This is a genomic window from Blautia parvula (assembly GCF_020215665.1).
GTDB classification, from domain to species: domain Bacteria; phylum Bacillota; class Clostridia; order Lachnospirales; family Lachnospiraceae; genus Blautia; species Blautia celeris.
On sequence record NZ_CP084061.1, the window covers coordinates 3,753,680 to 3,775,503 of the forward strand.

A 21,824-nucleotide genomic window follows, 5' to 3' on the forward strand; every position below is an offset into this window, starting at 1 on the left:
TCCCCCTTACCATAACGCGTTATCGGAAATCTTCTTGCTGAATCTGTTTGCAAGAATTACCATGATAAATGCCACCACGGATTCAAAGAGTCCCGCAGCAACAGACAGCCCATAGTTTCCATTCTCAAATGCCAGACGATAAGAATATGTAGAGATCACATCAGCCGCAGAATACGTTGCCGGCTGGTATAACAGTAAGATTGCCTCGTATCCCACCTTGATAATACCTCCCAGCTTCAGGATCAGCATCGTCACGATCGTGGGCACAATGGCGGGAATCGTCACATGGAAAATCTTCTTCATTTTCCCCGCGCCGTCCACGGTTGCCGCCTCATAAAGCTGCGGGTCAATTCCCATGATCGCCGCGATATACACCAGGGCGTCAAATCCCGCGTTCTGCCATAAGGTCATTAATGTGTAGATTCCCTTGAAATATTCCGGTTTCGTCATAAAGTATACAGGGTCCACACCGATTTTCTCCAGCACCAGGTTGATGACCCCCGTACTTGGAGACAGGAAGTTGATCACGATACCGCAGACAACCACGACTGATATGAAATGTGTCAGTAATGTGGACATCTGTGTCATCCTGCTGACAAACTTGTTCTTCATCTCCGTCACACAGACTGCCAGGGCAATCGGAAGCGGGAAACAGATCAAAAGCTGCCAGAAGGAGATCATTAAGGTATTCTTTAATACCCTGGGAAAATCCTTCCCTCTGAAAAATTCCATAAAGTTCTGCAGTCCCACAAATGTACTTCCTTTAATACCCTGAAATACATTGTAGTCGTAAAATGCTATCTTGAGTTCTGTCATTGGGCGGTAAGCAAATAGAAGATACCATATAATACCGGGAAGCAGCAGAAGGTATAATTCCTTACTTGAAGCTATCTTTTTTATGACAAAAGAAAAATTTCTTTTCTTCTGTATTTTTATTTGTTGTTTAGCCAAAGTCCTCTTCTCTCTCCTTTCTCCTTTATCGAAGCGCTTCGAGTCGATATCCACACCTTAACGGAAATTTTTTGAAATGTAAATCATCAAATTCCACGGCTTATTTTCTTCCGGGTTTTTGGGATACACATTTTTCACTTCGTCCCTGTTTTTCAAAGAAGCGCTTGTTTCCGGGGCATCACCATTTTTCAAATCATCACCATTTTATCCCAAGGCCCATAAATAAAGGCGCTTCCACTTGAATTATCAACAAAATGCAATTATAATTTAATCTCGTCAGGAAAATCCCCCTTCCATTTCGCACATAAACCTGGCAGCGGGAACTTGACGCGGATCAAAGAAAAAAGGAGACAGCAGATATGCAGAAACAGCCATCCGGATTATATCACCAAAAACTGAAAATCGTATTCCTGCTTCTGGCCGCTGTGGTGACTCTTGTTTTGGCCTCCGTCTCAGGCATCTTGCTGACTCAGCGCTCAGAAGAGAATTATGAGACCTCCATCTCTGTATCCCGCACGATCCTGGAGGAAAAGAGCGCAGTCTCTCTGAAAGAGATATCCAACACCATGACGGATATCGTAAATGATTCCCTGATCAAGGAATGGTCTGTCTCAGAGGGCACACGTGATTTTTATCTGCTCTCCTCCCGGGCACAGAAAGCGCTTCTCAAATACGCAGGCGCTGTGGAAACACGCTTTCAGGTGTATCTTCTGCTCAACAACGGACAGACAGATCTTGATGACAACACACATTCCAGTGTCCTGTCCCCTGAGGGTTCTTTCTCTGTCTCTGAATTTTTAAAGAAAAAGGGATTATCGGAAGATGATCTGACAGATATACAGGAATATTTTGATAAAAATATGTTTCCCTATGTGATTCCGCATTACAATGACCGGGGCGAGCTGGCTTCCCTTTATTATCTGATCAAGGGGTATAAGCAGCCGCGCACCTGTATTTACATGGCTGATATCCCCATAAGCTCCCTTGTGGGTACTGCCACACCGGAAAAATACTGGATTTCCAACACGGACGGTCTGTTTATCCCCAGTTCCCTGGATGAAAATGACGTGTCTCTCTTTACATCCCTTGGAACAGATCTGGACGCAGGCAGGGATATCGTAAAAAAATCCGGTTATTACATAGCCAACGCCCACCTTTTGTCTATGAACTGGAATATCTCTTACCTGTATGACCGGTATAGCTTCAATGCCATGAACATATTCCTCTTTCTTCTGGCGGTTTTGGTCATTTTTATCCTTTTGAGCGCTGCCTTTTATTATGTGGTGAACCTTCTGTACCGCCCCATATACGAGGTACTGCAGCCTCATATAGAGAAAGATTCCAAAAGCTACGATGAATTCCAGATCCTGAACGACAACCTGGCAAAGATGCAGAGTCTGAACCACAGCCTGATGGCAACCAGGAAGACCACCAACACCCTTCTGGCCCAGCAGTATTACCAGAATCTGCTCACAGACCCCAATGGATATCTGGCCCCCAAAGAAAAACCGTATTTCCCTGACAACAGCCTGTTCTGTGTGGGGCTTATATGTTTTTCACCGGATGCCTCCCAGACTTTGGATGACAGCGGATTCTGCCAGCTTGAAATGTACAAGAACCTGATCTTCCAGAACTGCGTAAAGAGAGATGATATTGTATTCGTGAAGCTTTCCATGTACCGCTGCGCCCTGATCCTGAAAACCGACAGTATGGAGAGCGCAAAACTACTGACCGCCAGGGCTTTGTCCGCGCCTATGGAAGGTGACGAATCAGGCAAATACTGGGAGGAACAGACCGTGCTCAGCACAGTAAGACGGGGATTTGAAAATCTCTACCACTGTTATCAGGAAACGCTGAAAATAGCAGAGTATCTGCCCATGCTCCCCCATGACAAGATCATTACCCACGAACAGATCGCCGCTATAGATTCCGCCACCTATTCTTATCCTCTCTCAACGGAGAACAAGCTGATCCAGGAGATCATCAACGGCCAGGAACAGGCAATGGAACTGTTCGACAGCCTGATCCGGGAAAATCTTGTCCACAAGGTATTGTCCATGGAGGTTCTCCAGAACTTTGTCTACGCTCTGATTGGAACCATAAACAGGGTTTTTCAGGAGCTTAAGACAAGCCCCGAGGAATTTATCGGCCGGTCCATTGATTATGAACACTGGTACACACACTGGGCCGATTCCGTGACCATAACAGGCATCAAAACCGTCATCTCTGAGATCATAAAGGAGAAAAACAGGCGCAGCCAGACACAGGATGAAGCTATTTTGTCCCGCATGCTTGACTATATCCATCAGAATTACAGGGACAATATCATGCTCAACGACCTGGCAGACCAGTTCAACATCTCCCCCAAATACTGCGGGATTCTCTTTAAACAGCTCAGTGACAATAACTTTAAGGATTACCTGAACAATTACCGCATCAATCAGGCCAGGGCGCTGCTGGAAAAGGACCCGTCTTTAAAAACAAAAGATTTAAGTGCTATGACCGGTTTCAACAGTTCCAATACCTTTATCAGGGTATTCAGTAAATATACGGGAATGACACCGCAGAAGTATGCGGAACATGTTATTGATAAAGCAAAAAAATGAGTCCGGGAAAACCCGGACTCATTTTTTTGTTCATAAACGTGCCTGTCTAAAGACTTAAATTACCTTCAAGCCCTTCATAATCCACGCAGACCGTTCTCCCTGAACGCAGCGTGATTCTCACAGGCCCTGCAGCTCCGCATTGCTCCTCATCCTGAAACTTGATTTCACTGACAGGGAACAATTCCTCCCCGGTAAACTCCCTGCCCTCCGCGGTCAGAACAGCATAGACCATCACATAGGGCCTGTACTCATAATACTCTTCTCTTCTGCATTTTCCGTAAAGCAGAATACTTCTCTCAGCGACTGCATTTACGCCTGTGCGCTCCTTCATTTCAACGCTGTCAAAGCCGGTATAACTCACAAAGGCCAGGCTCCGCTTTTCATTTTTCACGATCAAGGCCTGCGCTGTGCCATCTGACCTGCGCTCTGTCTGTACGTTCCCCTCCTTCGGAAAACCATACGCTCCCAAAGTAAGGGTGAAGGGTTTCTCATGTATCCTCATTTTATCCGCATGCAGGATACCGTTAGGCAGTGGAATATCCGCCAGATCCATACATGCCAGCCCCTGAAAATTATACTGAAAGTTAAAATACTCCTGGCGGTACAGCACGCCGTCCCGCACCCCGCCATACAGCATGATATTGGGAATCTGCGCCTGATGCTCCCCATCGAACTGCAGGCTGTACTGCATGGCCTCTGCCCCCCGGCGGTCAAAATCCTCCCAGGGAAAACGGCTGTGAAACGCCAGACGTATATATGCCTTGATGTAATCATCCTGCGGGTGGAACACATTTTTAGCTGTGCAGAATTCCGCCGCCCCGTTGGCACCCTGATGAAAGGCCGCGATGCCCGGTCCGTCCATAACATAAGAGCTGTACGCGTCCTCCCTCAAAGTGTCCCAGTCCCCGTTATTCTCCTTCGCAGTCCAAAAGGGGTGGTCTTTCGGAAGATTCAGACAGAGGAACGGATTTGCCATCCAAAAGGGACTCTCTGCACAACTGTAATCCTGAAGCATGGGCGGGAACTCCCCGTAAAACCCAAGAACAGGCACACCGTTTTGAAACACTTTGTCGTTCTGTATGAACTGCAGAAGCGCTCCGGAATTGATCCGCCTGGCAAGTCCGGGGTCCATCTCGTGTCTTTTCAGGAAGAACACTGAGGCAAAGGGCGCAGTGGCGGCATTCCGGTAGATACCGCTTCTTCCCCACATGGTCACATGGGCCTCTCTGTCAAACATTCCCGTGTATTTTTGAAGAAGGCAGTTGGAATACGCATCTATCCGTTCTGCCATATCCGGTTCTTTCTCGTACCCGTACCACACATTCCAGAGTGCAGCATACACATGAAAAGCCCAGGGGCTGTAATAATCAAAACGGTGTCCGTCCCTGAACCAGCCGTCACCGGCATAGTAGGAAAGAATTGTCTGGGCATGATCCTTCATCTTATGCTCATCAATTTCATATCCCTGGCTCCACAGAAACCCTAAGATCAGCATATTGAACAGACGCCAGTTGTGGGGCACTGTCCTCGCGTCTCCGAATTCGCGCAGATACCCCGCTATTTTATCCCTTTCCTGCTGTGTGTAGGAATCCCATATAACTTCCCTGCACTGCCAGAGGCCAATCGCCAGCGACGCGCACTCGCAGGTATGCTGAAAACAATGCTCCTTTTCCCCGGACATGGCATCCAGCTCTCTGTAGGTAAGCATATAATCCCCGGTTCCCTTTGTGACTGCGCGAAGGATATGTTCTCTGTAATACTCCTTTACGGAAAATCCCCCTGCCTCAGCCTCCGGCCTGTTGTGAAGAAGCGGAGCCGCTATCAGAAAGCTCCTCGCCAGGCCCTCGAATCTGGCGGCGAATGCTTTCCATTCCCCGCTGTTTTTATTTGGATAACTGACCGTAAATTCTGTTCTCGGACAGTATATGGGCGTGTCAAAATCCCCGATGTTGGAGAAAATCCCTTCTAACAGAAACTGAGCAGCATCCAGCCAGTGTTCTCTTCCCATTCCGGTATAGGGACTTTTCTCATGATCCGGGTTATTTATTCTGAACTTCATGTATCTCCTCTCCCTGCCCGGACTCTGATGTATAGATATTATACAGCCGGGACAGTGTTATGTATTGCTGTATACAGCACCATAGAATGATATCATGAATAAAGAATTTTTTTATTCCTATTTTTATACAAAACATTGCAAATACCGTACACTATTCCTCGGGTATCCACGGTCTTTTTCCCGCCTCTTTCCTGAACTTACCGGGAGACATTCCGTATTTCTTTTTAAAGCAGTACCCAAAATAATCCGCCGCGGAAAACCCGGTCTTCTCTGCAATTTTTTCCACAGAATCACGGGTATCCTCCAGCAGACGGCAGGCAAGCTCCAGTTTATTATCCATCTGCATCTGTCGGAATGTGATTCCATAATGGCTCTTCATCAGGCGCTGCACCTGACGCACACTGAGCCCAAGCGCTTCTGCCAGTCCGTGTATGGTAATATGTACCGGGTCGTCCAGAAACATTCTTTCTATCTGCAGATATTTCCCCTCATCGGAGCATGGCATGTACACTTCCCCCTGCTCGGGCTGCCCTGCCCGGTACATCCTGCCAAGTGTGATAAAAAGCTGGCCTGCCAGATGCGGTATCATTGCCTGAAACCCGGCAGGTCTCCTCTCTGTCTCACGGATTATCCCCCGGAGGATATCCGACACCTCCCCCGCATCATCTCCAATCCAGAAACGCTGGTCCAGCAGGCATTCCATCCAGTCCTCCCGCTGCGGCTGCGCCCTGCAGGACAGAGGAACCGTATAATAGAGGACCAGCTCCTCCATAGGCTCCCGGGACACTGTGATCTGTTCATGTGCCACTCCCGGTCCTGTCAGGTAAAAGGTCCCCTTTTTAAGTCCGTGCTCTCCCGAACGGAGGCGCAGTATACCTTCTCCTGATTCTACATAATGAATTTCATAGCTGGTTATGCTGTGCACGTGCATCTTAATGTGACCTGTGATTCCATGTCCCACAGATACTATATGAAACGGTACACCGTCCAGATTCACTTTGTAATTCACATCTGCCATTCTTCTTCCTCTTTTCAGAAGCTTTACTTGGTAAGTATTCAGCCGGCGGAATCGTTACCTTTTTATAACTGTTCAGTCAGGTCTGCGCATTTACTGCGCTGACCGTGCATAAGAGTAGTGGTAGCAGGTATTCGTCCCATCGCAAAGCGATTTTTAATGGGCGAATACCCGTAACTATTCAGCTGGCTGAATAGTTACACCTTTTTTGTAATTATACATGCTTTCCGCGTATATGAAAACCGGTTTTGAGCACGCGGTGTCCTCACCCTGAAAATAACGACATCCTGACAGAAAACTGGACGCTTTTCTGTCTTTTTATTTCCTGTGCCGGGACATACAATAGAGACAGTTACGGAAAGGAGAACGCCTATGTACAGCAAAGAAATGTATTTACAGCAAATTGAAGATGTCATTAACAGAGGGCCATACAAAGCCAACTGGGATTCCCTCTCTGCCCACGAGACCCCCGCCTGGTTCCGGGATGCAAAATTCGGTATTTTTATTCACTGGGGCGCCTACTCTATACCCGCATTCGGAAACGAATGGTATCCGCGGAATATGTACATACAGGGCAGTCCGGAATATGAACACCACCGCCGGGTATATGGAGATCAGAAGGACTTCGGCTACAAGGATTTCATTCCCCTGTTCAAAGCGGAACACTTTGACGCCGCTGCCTGGATAGACCTGTTTAAAAAGGCCGGGGCCAAATATGTTGTTCCCGTTGCAGAGCATCACGACGGCTTCCAGATGTACCGCAGCGATATTTCCCACTGGAACGCCTTTGAAATGGGCCCGCACCGTGATGTTCTGGGAGAACTGACAGAGGAAATGCATAAAAACGGGCTGGTGAACGGAGCCTCCACCCACCGTATTGAACACTGGTTTTTTATGGGACATGGGCGGGATTTTGACAGCGATATCACCGGTTCTGAAAAAGAGGGAGATCTATACTGGCCTGCCATGCCGGAGGGAGACCATCAGGATTTATTCAGCGAACCCGTCCCCACCAGAGAATTCCTGGAGGACTGGATGGTGCGGACCTGTGAGCTTATAGACCGCTACCACATAAAAGAGCTGTATTTTGACTGGTGGATCCAGCACAGCAGCGCCAAACCCTATCTGCAGAAAATCGCTGCCTATTATTACAACCGCGCCGCAGAGTGGAAAGAAGAGGTTGTGATCGCCTATAAACACGATGCCTTCATGTTCGGCACCGCCCTGGTGGATATTGAACGGGGACAGTTTGCTGACGTACAGCCATTTTACTGGCAGACAGATACTGCTGCCGCCAAAAATTCCTGGTGCTATACAGAGAATAATGAATTTAAAAAGGCAAAGGATATCCTCTGTGACCTGGTGGATGTGGTCAGCAAAAACGGAAATCTTCTGCTGAATGTAGGCCCGAAGGCAGACGGAACCATCTCGGAGGAGGACACGGAGATACTCCTGCAGATCGGAGCATGGCTGGAGGCAAACGGTGAGGCCATTTACGGCTCCCGCGTGTGGCGCACTGCCGCGGAAGGTCCCACAAAGGTGGAAGAAGGGCAGTTTACAGATGGTAAGGACAAAGTCTTTACAAAAGAGGATTTCCGGTTCACAGTTAAGGGATCACACCTCTATGCCGCCTGCCTTTCCTATCCTGAAGACGGCCGCATTGTCATAAAATCCCTGGCCGAACAGGATGCATCCAGACTGCCGAAATTCCACGGCATCATTGAAAATGTGGAAGTGCTGGGTTTTGAGGAATCCCCGATATGGAAAAGAACAGAAAACGGGCTGGAAATAGAAACGCAGAATGTGAGATCCGACAAACCCGTAGTGTTTAAGATTGCAATCAAATAGCCGCTCTTTCGGATGGCAGAAGACGCACAGCCATTTGTCATAACTTTAATGGTAAAAATGCCCCATAAGTGCCTGTATCATGACATTTATGGGGCATTTGATGTTCTTTTCCTCCTCCGTAATCACAGTTAAACGGTGACTCTAACCAGCAGTTCTTACCTGTCTCCGCAAAAACCGGCAGATGAGTCCCTCCCGTACTTTCGGCAGGGCATATACCATTAAACTTGAACAGTATTATCTTCGCACCCTCTCGCCATTACAAAGTAAGTTTTTCCTTGTTCAGCAGCTCTCCGATTCCCCGGCAGAGGGCATTTACATTCATCTCCAATATTTCCATTCCGTATTCCCGTGAGGCATCTGTCCTCGGGTCAGCCCCTGCCACAGCTATGGGCAGTTCCTCTCCGTTCCGAATCCTTTCAAGCTGAACAAGTTCCGGGCGGACCGCCATGGTAATGGAAGTCTCATTGGCCGCAGCATGGTCATTCTGAAATCTCAGCCTGTCATCTTCCATGAAATCAAAAGCTGTCACCCCGATCAGACCGCATTTGCTGTGCAGTTCTTCTTTCAGAGCACCAAACTGCCGAATGGACGGCCCATGGCCATGGGCAGCAAGAATTTTAAATCCTGCTCTGGACAGATTGGCTCCAATACGCAGAATCATTCCTCGGTACTCCTCATCCGGCATCCAGTAGGCACTTCCGGGAAGCTGCTGCATTTCATAAGGCACTATGGTCCCGCCTGTGCAGATATCCATACCGTAAAGCTCCCTCTCCGGGGCATGGTAAAACCGGTCAGGCCCGAGAAAGAGTTTCGGCAATACGATTCCGCCTATCCTTTCTGCTGTCCGTATAAATAATTCCTGAGACTGAATTCCGTCCGCTCCCAGGGGCAGATGGGGACCATGCCATTCCAGCGTCCCCAGCGGCAGGTACGCTACAGGGCACGCCTGCAGCCGGTCCTGAAATTCTGCCGGGCATAGCTCTTCGTACAGGACTTTTTCTGTCATGTGGTATTTCCTCCTCTTTTATTCTCTTCTTTGTATGGATGCATGAAGTTTTTTAATATACTCCGGCATAATACCAAACTACTTTCTCAGATGCAGCAAAAGGATATTCCAAACGTATTTCAATATTGCAGACAATACCAGGCATAACACAACCGTATTTGCAACTATAGGAATTGAAATATTTAAAAAATAGGGACCATTTGCATGGTTTATTATGGAGATGTTTAATATTCCGATACACGCAAGCCATAAAATGCATCGAAGGTAAAAACTGGACTTAGATTTTATGTCCGTATATATTTTTTCCGTACTGCAGCTTCTATCTGCTTCAAAATAGTAGAATCCCCATTGTTTATGAACAAGCTTCATATTTAACTCATCTAAAAATCCCACAAACTCCTCACTGTTTTTAAGAAATCCCCTTTGGTCTATACAGTACCGGTATGTCCCTTTTTCGCAGGGCTCAAACTTATAAGAGAATCCGTGCTTTCCGACGAAACGGCAGCCTTCACTGCTCATATCATTCAGCCACTTTTCTTCCTTTTCTATGGACAGAAAAAATTTAGTCACTTCCATTCTCATCCCCTCCATTCAATATCTGCTGTCCCAATGTGTAATTCAGCTTTAGCCTTCTCACTTCCCTTTCCAAAACAGTTCTGCCTTGATCTGTGATCAAATACGTCTTTTTCCTGTCATCCCGGGCATATAGAGCGATCCACTCCTTTTTCAGCAGCGCATTCACTGCCCCGTAAAGTGTTCCTGCCCCGGGTTTTACCCTGCCTTCTGTGTGCTCCTCCAGAAACTGCATAACTCCATATCCATGATTCGGACTGCAGAATGCCAGCAATACCAGATAGGAGATTTCGGTCAATATTTCATTTCCGCATTCGCGCATGCATATTCCCTTCTTTATTACGTTTAGTGTAATATCATTATATCTCTTTGGGAGGCATAACGCAAGAGGTAATTGTAATTCCGATTTCGGAATTTTATTTGTTTCCCAGTGATCTCACAACCCTCCTTACCGGAAGATACATTGAAATTTCCATGCTCCCCTTTTGCTTTCTGTATTACTACACCATGGAGGACACAGGAAGGTATGCAGACATTGTATCTGCAGAATATATGCAATATGGCGGCTTCCATTATCTGTCCGCCATGAAAAAAACTTCGGAAAAAGCATACGTCTATCTGAAAGGCATTTATAATACAGTTATTATTAAGTATATGGAAGACCGGCAGATCCGCCGTGAAAATGACCCGAATAAAAGAAAAATTACAGATATTGCTCTTCTAAAGCCAATAGCCTGCTATCTTTCCAGTGTTGTCGGCAGTCTCATTTCTGTAAAAATGATTATCTCACATCCAACGGGAGAAAAATATCTGCCAATACTGTAAGTGATTATATGGAAGCTCTCTCTGAATCCTTTATCTTCTACAAAGCAGACCATTTTGATATCGTAGGAAAGCAGCTCTTAAAAACCAATTCCAAATGGTTCATTGTTGATTTGGGACTTAGTGGATATATCCTTCCGCCGCAGCGGTATGTTTTGGGATTTTCAATCGTGAATATTGTCTATTTTGAACTGCTTCGTCGCAGTTATCAAGTTAATATTGGAAAACTCGGCAACACAGAAGTAGATTTTGTTGCCAGGAATCAAAATGCATACACCTATTTCCAGGTAACAGCTGAATGACCGCAGATGAAACTTTTTCCAGAGAAATGCGTCCGCTGGAATCCATCCAATTACAACGGTATTAAATTGACAAATGTGATCGACTGGCTGCTGCATTTATAATTAATAATATCGGCATCTGTAGATTACGGCCCTGTACGGTCGTAATCTACAGCCCCCCTGTGTAATACAAATATCTTGCCTTCATACCATCCTATACTTTCCAATACAATTGTACATAAAATCATCTCACCTGTCATCCCACCAATTGCAGTTACTTTCTCATATACAGAGACTATAAATTTTTTTACTTAACTATTATATTTTAAGTTTATTAAGTAAACGTAGATATTCTTTTATTTGATCATGAACGACTGTAAGTGTCACCCACACCTTTTCTTGATTAATAAAAACTTTTTCATCCTCTCTCAAATGCATTACGTTATTACGGATTGCCTTAATCACTTTCCACTCTTTCAAAAATCTCGCAAAATCTTTACCTTGCGTAAATTTGCAATAAAATATAATATCATATTTTTCTTTTTCGTTATATTCTAGTTCGTAGTCTATGACTTCATATTTTTTACACTTGTTAATTTTTCTCTTTGAATACAACAATGTTTTGGATAAATACTCATACTGTGATTCTACCGAATCTTTACATCTTCCTCTTGAAATACGGTTTAAAAAGTACCGCTTACTTATCTGTTTCTCTCTGCAATTATTCTGTTTATTCCATATTTCACATTTCACCCCATCTGTTTCAGAGTATTCAAAAAAATTTGTAAATACATATTCCGGTGTTTTTGCTTCAATGATTGCAAGGCACTGCTGATAAAATCCTTTTTTATATGCCCAAAGCACTTCGTTTTGCAGATTTCTTTTATTTTTTTGCAGCAAAATGCCATAATTATTTTTAATATTTTTAATAAATATATCCAGGTAATCATTTATTACTATTTTATGATCGCGTTTTTCTATAATCCTCTGCATACTATCTAGAGCACTCTCAAATTCGTTTACTCTACACAACAGCAATGCATCTGAAATTCTTCCAATACCGTTGGATATTTCCTTATAAAATTCGTCCTCATATGCCTCTCTTGAAAGTCCATTCACATATTCCTTTATACTTTTACCCAGTCCAAAGTTCGTAAACTCATTCATTGCTGATACGAAGTTAAAGATTTTAAAGAGTTCGGTAACGTTCATAATAGGAACATTCTGACCACCACCACTAATACTAAACGCATCTGTAATGCAGATATCTTCCATAGCAAGCAGATTAATAATAGCTTCAATTACCACCTGATCTTCCCTTGGACCGCCATGAATATCTAAATACAAATTAATTTTCTCATTATTACGTTTTAATAATCGGATAATATCAACTACATTTCCTACTGCGGAAACAACGTCTTTTTTATTCAATTCCTGCTCTCGATTTTCTCCATTTTTTAAATGCTCCACATGAGATGCATTTCTTTTATCCAGTTCTACCACTTTAAAGGAAACAGAATTTCCACTCGCTTCAGCTATTTGCTCTTTAAAAAAGTCTACTGCCGAACCTCGTTTTGCAATTGTACTATCTTCACTTTGAATAGAAAAATCCACTTCTTTTCTCGTAGCAGCTGATGCAAGTATAATGATAATATCCGGCGTTTTACCTTCCTTTATTAATAATTTAGGAACCGCTTCCAATTGTCCGAATCCTTTAACTGTAATTCCGTTATAACAATATGAGCTTTCTGTAATATTCCCGTCACTACGTAATATACTCATATTCAACAACAAAATATTATTTGCTTTAAATCGATGCAATACACTATCTGAAATATCCGGTATTACTGCAACCGTTTCTCTGGGCATTGGTACTGTACCTTCCTTTTTCGACTCAAGTTCCTGACTATTCCGAGCATTCATCATATTATTCCCCTTTATCATATACACGTACACCTTTACATTTTAAATAAGATTTTAATATCTGCAGTTAATTTTATGACAGTATTTAACATGCAAATATTTTAAAGCCTCACAGGTTATAGCTGAAAATTTCTGGCCGAATGGATTATTAGAGTGTGTTGAAAATTTATTCCCACAATCTTCAAACACACTCTAAACCTACAATATCGGAAAAAATGCATTTTATATCCCAGCAAAGCAATATACCGCACCTACAATTCACCGGAAATACATTTGCTGAATAATATTTAATTATTCTAACGGTTTTACCCAATACACATCATACTTATCGCTGTATCCTGTAATATAGACATCTATCTCTGAACCAGATGAATATGATTTTCCTCTTGTATTGAACTGCCCTTCTGACTCCTTGCCCTGAAGTTTAAGTCTGCAATTCCCTTTTGCATTAATCCTCAGTACTACAGCTTTTACTTTCCGAGATTCACCCATTTTATTTCCCTGATTCGCTTTATCAGCATACTTTCCCTCGCCATCAGTGCTGTCCGCATTCTTTTTCCCCTGCGCTGAATCAGATGATAAGACCGTCCCTCTCAATGTAAGTTTTTTGTCTGTTGGATTCGGCAGGGTATCCGGTGAAATATGATGTTTATTTACATTTCGGTTTTTAGAAAACCATTCAAAGATTTCCTCCTCTCCCTTTTTTGTAACTTTGACCGGATAACGTATGTTCAGATTCTCACTGACATCAGCATCACATATTTTTAAAATGTTATTCATTATTTTTTTCCGTGACTCATCAGCTTTGAGCTCTGCATTCAATGAGATTCCCGATTCTCCCATAGTGATTCCGCAATTAGTGCCCCCTGCCTTATTCACATCAATATTAAGCGGTACTAATTCTGCTGACAAGCCTGTCTTTGTCTTCTTAACCTTCCTGATTGCACCATTCGTTATAAGAAGTTTCACACTACCATAACCAAGAGGTTTTGCATGTCCGATCTTGTGTAGTCTTGTACTATCTGCACTGTTTTCACCAAAAGTGATGGTCCATATCATATCACTTAACTGCTGCGGCTGGATTCCGTCAAAATACATTCTAAATTTAAAATTTTCTCCCGATACAGCTTCCATCGTAGCATTTTGATTGGATCTGATAACAGCATCCTCAGCAGCTTCTCTGTGATGCCAATAATATTTTCTCCCACGAGGCATCATAGTCTCCACCGGATAAAATTCCGGATGCCCTTTCCCGTCCTCATACACCGTCACACTATAATAATCAAAGTTCCAGTATGCAGCATCTGCTGCCGGCTTATTGAGATAAAATTCAAAGGCCGAAGGACGCGGAGTGCTTAATATCTGCAGCGTATGTAATTCTGACTTTATCTTTTCAGGATTCATCGGTACTGCATCGGTAAAACGAAGCCTCCCTCTTACACCACCGTCAGCCTTCGTACCAAAAAGAAGGCAGGCCGGACAAAGAAAATCTATTTTTTCGCAGGGTGCATAACTGCCCATTATCTCTTTCCACTTCCTATTACGTCCAACACGTCCGATAGAGCTTCCGGACAAATAGACTTCTGTTCCCCTTTTGTTCTCGAAAGTCAGATAATAAACAGGAACATAATTATCCCCTCCGTTTTTTGCCTCCATAAGTTTATTCTTTAAATCTTTCATGGGCTTAGGCGATTCGGATGAATTATCCACAACACCATCCCGGCTAAGTGCAGATAATAATTTTCTATCTGACGAATATTCTTCTCCTTTCCAGGTATGAACGACAGACCCCGGCTGTAATACAGTTACACTGTAGTCCTGCTGAATAGGTATATTAAACTGCAGCCATCCCACATCGTAAGAAAATGAAATGTCATTTTTTCCTGAAACATCCTGCACTGTCCTGCCGATATTTAACAGTCTGTGCTGGTCATATGTAAAATACACCTTTTCTCCTGTACAAAATCCTTTATATTTTCCGCATTCAACTTGCCGTTTCCCACATTTTTGCCGGTAAACAACCGCACGGTGAAGGGTCCATGTATCTGTAGCCAAATCATAGTGAAGGAGACCCCGTTTGTCGAATCCAGCATACAATGGATTTCGCTGACTGATAGGTTTTTCATCCATTAATGAAGATACACAGCTTCCGGTTAATGTTTCGTATACACTGCGGAGCATTCCCCGCAGACTGCCTCCCGGAATCCCAGGTACACCATCTGTATCCGGCAACCGAAGAAATGGATATTTATTATGTACTGTGTCGGCGCCTTTCTTATTTTTCACCTTTATTTCTTCACGATGTGCTGTGTCCGGTATGATAATTGGTGTTTTCGGTATAAGTTCAATATCCAGCCATCCCGTCAGCAGGTCTTCAGGTGAAGAATATTTCTGTTCCCATGCTTCAGGTTTAGGTGGTACTTTCTGGAACGGAACGAAGGTATAAGGGTTCAGAAAATCAATATTATCTGTCTGGTTATTCTTTAGTTTTGCCATTATTTATCCCTCCTTCGCTCAACAAAAACCTGCAAGCCGATAATCAGCTATATGCGCCAAACCATTCTTATCATACTGCAGATATGCTTTAATACACACCATATTCTGTTTTTCGGCTACAGGCAGGGCGTAGTATCCGCCACCGGTAGTCCGAAGTGTGTGGCATCCATAATTATCAATATCCGATTGAAAAGAAGAGTCAATATCCAGATATTGTTTATACTCCACATAATAACTCGCGGGCTTTTTCAAGAACTGATCTGTTTCCAGCGCAGCAGCTTTTTCCAATGTATTATCATCTGCCAGTCTCCAGACGAATGCTCCGCCAATATGGCTGCGGCGTATAAGCAACTCACCCATATCATTAAATAAGCGAAGTTCCAACAAGTGCGGAATATCCTCGCACAGGGCTGCCAAATGCTTCTTGTCGGCTGAACGGAACCGGTCTGTATAATAAGCAATACCAAGAGAATCTGCAGGCATATACCTATTGATGACACCTTGTATTTCACTTTCCGGAGTATTTCCATATTCTTTTATCCATATCTTATTCATTTCGATTCCACCTCCAGAAATGTAGTATCCATTCTGCTCAAAGCCTGTGTTTTGTCCTGATGATTCACTTTCAGTGAAAGAATTTCAACACAGCCATGTCCAGTACTGCCAGAACCACCCGCTGTAAGGAGTCCAAGGTTCAGGTCTATGATAGAAACCGCTAACAACTGGCCTAACAAAGATGTCAGCCTTTCCCTACAGCGGATTACCAGTTTTCCTTTTCCTCCCTGCCACCATTCTGAGGTGTACAGAGCCTGAGAAACTGGTGCGCCTGTAAAGCGATCCAATGCATTTCTCGTAATAGTATAAGATTGCCCGCCTTCCACCGTAGTTTCACTGAAATACAGATTTGATTTCTGTTTTGCATTATTTTCCCTGACAACACCGAATAATAAGTTAATATCATCCCGAATATCCTGCGGACAGGAAATATGCCGTGCCAGTTCCAGCATATGATGCCGAAACACACCTGCCCAGCTCGTTCCGGGAATCACCGGAGCTCCGTACGCTGACTTCATCGGTACAGAGGATGCTAAATTCTCTTTCCCCGACACACATTCTTTATATCTGCGTACTGCAAAACTTCCGGCCATCTTAAATTCCATCTCAATGATAAGACCAGAAACATCATAATTCTCTGCCGTTTTAGAGATGTGACCACTGTACATATCCCACCGGGCATCCGGTGCAAAGGGGTCAAAAGTTAGCCATTCATCCAGTACATTTGCTGAATTTATCCCCCCCTTTCCAAAATCAAATTCCCTTTTCTGGACAAATACGTCCATAGAACCGTAACCACGGCTGGTGCGCGCGCCAAATGAAACTCCGTCAGATTCTAACCTTTCTATAATTTTAGTCAGAATATTTAGCTGCTTTGCACCCTGATCACTCTTTGTATCACCAGTCCACTCCAAAATAGAAGTATATTGCATCGCTATTTCTGCAACTTCAAAATCATATTTGGCATTATCCAGCGCTGTACCTCTGTCATTGATTCCGACACCATCCCTATGCGAAATTCGTATGTCACTTCTTTTACATATATCTGGCAAAACAGCATCACTTATCAATATGCTGCTTTCTCTCTGCACTTTACCATCTTTCCCAATATATCCAAAGAGTTCTTCTCCCTCGCTTTCCGGTACGAAGGAACGCAAGACTCCGGCAATACTGCTGCCGGGTATAAATGGCAGTCCACGGGAATCCAACATCAAATCACTGTCCGTATTTTCAACGTCCCCATTAGATATGCGCAACGGAGCAGTCTGTGAAAAGGTCAGCTTATAATACATTTTCTGCATAAATTACTGTCCTCCTTTTTCATAATAAACAATATGAAGTGCAAAAAGTAACAGTGATTTCCATTCTCCTAGAATTTTTCTTTGAACCACCTTATTATTTCCTATCTCATTGGATATTTCACAATTTCCAATCAGCCTGTCCGCTTCCAGTCTGTATAAACCGCATAGTCCCTGTACGAATTGTTTCACCCTTAATTTCCTGGATACTTCAGTTTCGCTGCTCTCATCACTGTCTTTGATACTTTCAATATGATTAAGAAGGTCCTCATAATTCTCTGCTTCATCTGTCATAAGGCGCAGACGGCCAATTAATCCTGTTTCTAGTTCATCTGCATGTGATTTTGCATACTGCAGCGCATGATTTTCAGCAGCATGTCTGGCAGCTGTCATAAGCAGCGCATTCCTGAGTTCATTTACAAGTATTTTATCTGTTCCTTTGATTTCATTCAGACGATCCACACTGCCTTTACTGATATACTGCAGCTTATTGATTTCACTTTGCTTGAGAACATGGCATACGCCAAATCCTTCCTGCTTAAATTCCCCAATACGAAATGTTCTCGGAAGAGTCTTCCTTTCTTGGGATATAAAACAAAATACGCTTCCACCCTGCAGGGACAATAACTGGGGTTTTTGCAGCTGCCACATGCTATGATAACCACTGACAACATGATACTTTGTGCGGTCAGTCAAAGATCTTACACTGTCGGCCGGCACTTCGCATACAGGATTCAGTCCAAGCTCCATAGCTATCTTATCACGAACAGAAGCATTGTCCATTGCAAACACGCCCGAATCTGACAGTATCAAATCCGACTGCAGCACAACATATATCGGTTCCCCGGTTTCCGCAATTATCTCTTCCATCGCGCAGGACGATATCTTAGGAACTCCTGCTATACTGCAGGCCGCATACTGTGCCGTCCGGCTCCGTCCAAACCGAAGAGGTGCTTTTACAATAATGTTCCATACATTCTCTGCCAGATATTTTGGCAGGGTAACAGTTCCTCCATAAATCATGCCTGCATCAAGAGACTGCTGCATATACAGCATCCCATCCTGTCCCTCAACCCGGACTGTGTGATGATATACGGTGTGGCTGTTGGCCTTAGCAATGGTGTAGCCATCTTTAGTCTCAACAGCATACGTTCCCTCCAATGTCTTCTGTTTTTTCCCTCTTACCTCTTCCCCTGCACAGTTAGCATATCGTTTCTCATTCTTCAGATTTACCAGAAACAGAGGCGTAGGTGCCGAAATTTTTCCTGAGATAACAGGTGTCAGAGAACTCCACTGCACTGTTCCATCTAAAAACAGTTTAGAAAATATCTCATCTGCAGAACCATTTCTTAAATATTCCGTACTCATACAGCCAATCACGCTCCTGGCAGGAATCTCAGATATAAGTTCACTGCACCCCGGCAAAGTTACAGGTGCATCCAGGTGAATGTGATATGTAATACAAATCATCTCGCTCTTATCTTTCAACTGACCCTCATCAAACTGATATGCATCTTGTTCATTTTCAGACATTTCACCGACCACTGTCTCTTCGCCGGTTTTTTTTGCATCATACACAACTTTAATGTTTCCCAGACCCCGGTTACGGCTAAGTCCTATATGCCGCAAAGCCATACAACATTGTTTCAAAAGATTTAATTCATCCGAAAATTCATCTTCACTGCCCTTTTTTAAAGAAAAATCGGCCCAAAATACAAGTTCCTCTCCTACATGCAGCGGGTCATAATGATTCAATACGCGGGTATAACGCAGAGTACCATCCACAGGCACCCCCTTTTGCATCTTCGTCTGACCTCGCACATAAGAAAAAAGGCTCGCCACGCTGCCGGGCCTGGCAGTATCCTTAAGAATCGGTTCAGCCGATGGATCTGCATTTACGCTTTTCAACCAGCACTCCATAGATTCCGCCCCGTCCAGAACAGCATTCTCAAGTACAAGTATACCTTCAAATCCATTTTTTCCGCCAAATAACCTCTGAATATTTTCATCTGTTGCCAGTTTACTGCCATACTTCTTCAGTTGAACGGCTTCTGCCCTCAGGCAGCCTTTTAAACGTCTGGCCGGAATATAAGGAAGTCCAGCATCAGAAATACAGATATCCGTATCTACAGAATTTCCAAAGCTCTCCCCGCTCCCAGCGCACAGATCACTGCGTAATGTTATTCTCAGTTTTTTCATTTTTTACGGGTTCCTTTCCTCCAAACCAGATATCGTACATTTCGCTTGCATCATACAGTGTTTTATATAAACGATTCTCATCTTCAAAAATACCTTTTAATTTTTCTTCCATTTCCGCATAACGATAGTATACTCTTGAAAGCTCATATTCACCGTCTGCTGTACTTTGCTCAAAAGAATTTCCTATATCTTTAATATTGGCCCTGCTGCCGCCGCAGGACTTCCACAGATTAACTGTCTCATCAAATTTAAGGATATCAAAGTCTCTTCCTCCCGTATGTCTTCCATTACCTGTCACACGCCATGGGCGTGCCATACACGACGCAGTATCCTGTCTGTCACGAATATCCTCCAATTCACAAGCCACACCACTGTGAAGAAAATGGAAATCCAGCCAACACTCCTCCTCCGGAACCGGATTTCCTCTACTATCGGTCTGCAACAAAGTTTCATGTACCGGCTTCTTTGCCAGATCACAGGCTTGTTCCGCTAGTTCATAAGCCCTGGAAAAAGGATAATGACTATGGAATACACAGATTCCTGCACAGGAACTATATATCTCTTCATTCCCATCTGTATTATGGGAAATACCATAGGACGCCACAGCCTTCAGGTATGCCTTCGTAAGCGCCAGGGCGAACCTTGCATTGCAGACAAAAGTCACATCGTCGCCATCAGAGACGATTACACGATACTGATAACATTTAGGATGTCGTCCCTTGTCTTCTTTTTTTAGAATTTCTAATTCATTTTTTATACCTGCAATACCGGTTTTTACGAAAGCATTATTTATATTTTCTGTAAACCGTCTCATAGCTGACACACAAAAATCATAATCGGAATGTCCATCAAGAAGATGCTGTATCTTCACACCCATATTATTTCCATCCGCATGGACAATTGCCAGAAGACTTTCCTCCCCCTTCTCCGTCACAATATCATCCAGTAGTTTTGCAAAATCATCTTCTTTTTTCTCCTTATTACCAACTTCATATTTGACCTGAGCTTCTTGAGAACGGCTGATTTTATGTACTCTATCTTTATAAGAAATCGGCTGCTGGGTACTCCGGTCCATCTCGGAAAACGGCATCATAGGCATAAGACCACCGGGCAGCATTTTATTTTTTTCAATTTCTACTGCTTCCATAAGAGAAGCATAATCCCCTTTATAACAATTCAGGTCTCCGTCAACAGGAATACCAACACACAAAGGAATCAATCCCGGATATTCTTTTGTCAGATGATATGTATAGGCACGATTTGCCCGCTGGAAACTTATTTCATCAGAATATAGAACTGTCTCATTACCACCTCCAGCAAATAATTCTATCAAGTGAAGCGTCTGATTTTTGAACCGTTCTTTAACATTCTCTAATTTAAAATCGCGCGAAACTCTCGTATCGTTTAAGGTTTCAACTATCAGACCACACTCTCTGGCCTTACGAAAAAGGATACCGAATACATCGCGAATGATGGCTGACCCTCCTGTTATTTCCTGTATCTTATTACTTCGGAAAATATAATTTTGTTTTGAACGTATTGTATATTGCGCAAGAATCATAAAAACCTGTACCACCTTCCTTAAGATATAGTTTTTTATACCTTCACACGTTAGTATTTCCCCAAACGTATGAATTTAAAGTTTACCCCTTTCTGATATCCTCCTTCCTTTTCTTTTACTTTACGTGTACTGCATGCACAGCGAGAACATCCTTTTCTTTTAATCTTCTGACCGCTTCAAAAGTCCGTCCAACGTCTCCCTGTTCCATCACAATACAAGAGCTGTGTTTCATAATTTCAGTTATCCGTATTTTTCCTGTTATACCGAGATGAATCAACTATTACAAAACATATAATCATATTATAAATTATAACACTTCGTAATGACTTTTTCACTATAAAAGCTTAAACAAAACTCTAATGATCAAGTTATTATCTTATTACCACTTACTGATTACTATCTCGAAATCTGACAAATCAAAAATACAGAAAATGAGGGAAGGTAATAAAAAAATGGACAAGATACACTGACCAAAAAGTCAGTGCATCTTGTCCTCAATAACATTTCTTGTTCTTTCGACCATTCCCAAAACTTATTTACAGCATATTGTAACTATACTTTCGTAATCGATTATCTGATCAACCGCGGAAATGATCATACTACAGGAATCATTTTTTTCTTCATTCTCTCT

The 21,824-nt window shown here is 43.4% G+C and carries 15 protein-coding genes; 3 read left to right on the plus strand and 12 right to left on the minus strand.

What is annotated here, in order from left to right; genetic code table 11:
- Window positions 1–6 precede the first annotated feature (6 nt).
- Window positions 7–951, minus strand: a complete 945-nt coding sequence (locus LC508_RS17220; RefSeq protein WP_225305202.1) for an ABC transporter permease — start codon at window positions 949–951, stop codon at window positions 7–9.
- Window positions 952–1,310: 359 nt separating this feature from the next.
- On the opposite strand from LC508_RS17220, the gene LC508_RS17225 reads away from it, so the two are divergent.
- Window positions 1,311–3,557: a helix-turn-helix transcriptional regulator gene (locus LC508_RS17225; protein WP_103732992.1), complete on the plus strand. Its 2,247-nt coding sequence runs from the start codon at window positions 1,311–1,313 to the stop codon at window positions 3,555–3,557.
- A gap of 46 nt (window positions 3,558–3,603) precedes the next feature.
- Here the strand turns inward: LC508_RS17225 and LC508_RS17230 are convergent, their stop codons facing one another.
- Window positions 3,604–5,616, minus strand: a complete 2,013-nt coding sequence (locus tag LC508_RS17230; protein ID WP_118594080.1) for a DUF2264 domain-containing protein — start codon at window positions 5,614–5,616, stop codon at window positions 3,604–3,606.
- Window positions 5,617–5,767: 151 nt separating this feature from the next.
- Window positions 5,768–6,634: an AraC family transcriptional regulator gene (locus LC508_RS17235; RefSeq protein ID WP_103733256.1), complete on the minus strand. Its 867-nt coding sequence runs from the start codon at window positions 6,632–6,634 to the stop codon at window positions 5,768–5,770.
- Between the two features lie 369 nt (window positions 6,635–7,003).
- On the opposite strand from LC508_RS17235, the gene LC508_RS17240 reads away from it, so the two are divergent.
- The gene (locus LC508_RS17240) at window positions 7,004–8,479 is read left to right on the plus strand and encodes an alpha-L-fucosidase (RefSeq protein ID WP_103732890.1); all 1,476 of its coding nucleotides are present in this window, start codon (window positions 7,004–7,006) and stop codon (window positions 8,477–8,479) included.
- A 256-nt stretch (window positions 8,480–8,735) separates the two neighbouring features.
- Here LC508_RS17240 and LC508_RS17245 read toward each other — a convergent pair whose 3' ends face one another.
- From LC508_RS17245 to LC508_RS17255, 3 genes are all read right to left on the minus strand, one after another.
- Complete coding sequence (locus tag LC508_RS17245) at window positions 8,736–9,485, minus strand: creatininase family protein (protein WP_103732891.1); 750 nt, start codon at window positions 9,483–9,485, stop codon at window positions 8,736–8,738.
- A 78-nt stretch (window positions 9,486–9,563) separates the two neighbouring features.
- A complete protein-coding gene (locus LC508_RS17250) occupies window positions 9,564–10,076 on the minus strand; it encodes a DUF2812 domain-containing protein (RefSeq protein ID WP_081960172.1) in 513 nt (170 codons plus the stop codon).
- Window positions 10,048–10,380, minus strand: coding sequence for a PadR family transcriptional regulator (locus tag LC508_RS17255; RefSeq protein WP_103732892.1), 333 nt, complete (start codon window positions 10,378–10,380; stop codon window positions 10,048–10,050). Before LC508_RS17255 ends, LC508_RS17250 begins: the two co-directional genes overlap by 29 nt.
- 511 nt (window positions 10,381–10,891) lie before the next feature.
- Between LC508_RS17255 and LC508_RS17260 the strand changes: the two genes are divergently transcribed.
- Window positions 10,892–11,182, plus strand: a complete 291-nt coding sequence (locus LC508_RS17260) for an ATP-binding protein (RefSeq protein ID WP_199687311.1) — start codon at window positions 10,892–10,894, stop codon at window positions 11,180–11,182.
- Window positions 11,183–11,479: 297 nt separating this feature from the next.
- Here LC508_RS17260 and LC508_RS17265 read toward each other — a convergent pair whose 3' ends face one another.
- From LC508_RS17265 to LC508_RS17290, 6 genes are all read right to left on the minus strand, one after another.
- A complete protein-coding gene (locus LC508_RS17265; RefSeq protein ID WP_147398950.1) occupies window positions 11,480–13,105 on the minus strand; it encodes a TM1812 family CRISPR-associated protein in 1,626 nt (541 codons plus the stop codon).
- A 270-nt stretch (window positions 13,106–13,375) separates the two neighbouring features.
- On the minus strand, window positions 13,376–14,740 hold the full coding sequence (locus LC508_RS28390) for a hypothetical protein (RefSeq protein WP_330425224.1): 1,365 nt from the start codon (window positions 14,738–14,740) through the stop codon (window positions 13,376–13,378).
- Between the two features lie 858 nt (window positions 14,741–15,598).
- Window positions 15,599–16,135 carry a type III-D CRISPR-associated protein Csx19 gene (csx19, locus tag LC508_RS17275; protein ID WP_033140031.1) on the minus strand — a complete coding sequence of 179 codons (537 nt, stop codon included), beginning with the start codon at window positions 16,133–16,135 and terminating at the stop codon, window positions 15,599–15,601.
- The gene (locus LC508_RS17280; RefSeq protein WP_225305203.1) at window positions 16,132–17,427 is read right to left on the minus strand and encodes an RAMP superfamily CRISPR-associated protein; all 1,296 of its coding nucleotides are present in this window, start codon (window positions 17,425–17,427) and stop codon (window positions 16,132–16,134) included. Before LC508_RS17280 ends, csx19 begins: the two co-directional genes overlap by 4 nt.
- A 12-nt stretch (window positions 17,428–17,439) precedes the next feature.
- On the minus strand, window positions 17,440–19,632 hold the full coding sequence (locus tag LC508_RS17285) for an RAMP superfamily CRISPR-associated protein (protein ID WP_103732685.1): 2,193 nt from the start codon (window positions 19,630–19,632) through the stop codon (window positions 17,440–17,442).
- Window positions 19,601–20,779, minus strand: coding sequence for a Cas10/Cmr2 second palm domain-containing protein (locus LC508_RS17290; protein ID WP_147396176.1), 1,179 nt, complete (start codon window positions 20,777–20,779; stop codon window positions 19,601–19,603). The genes LC508_RS17285 and LC508_RS17290 overlap by 32 nt, the downstream gene beginning before the upstream one ends.
- Window positions 20,780–21,824 lie beyond the last annotated feature (1,045 nt).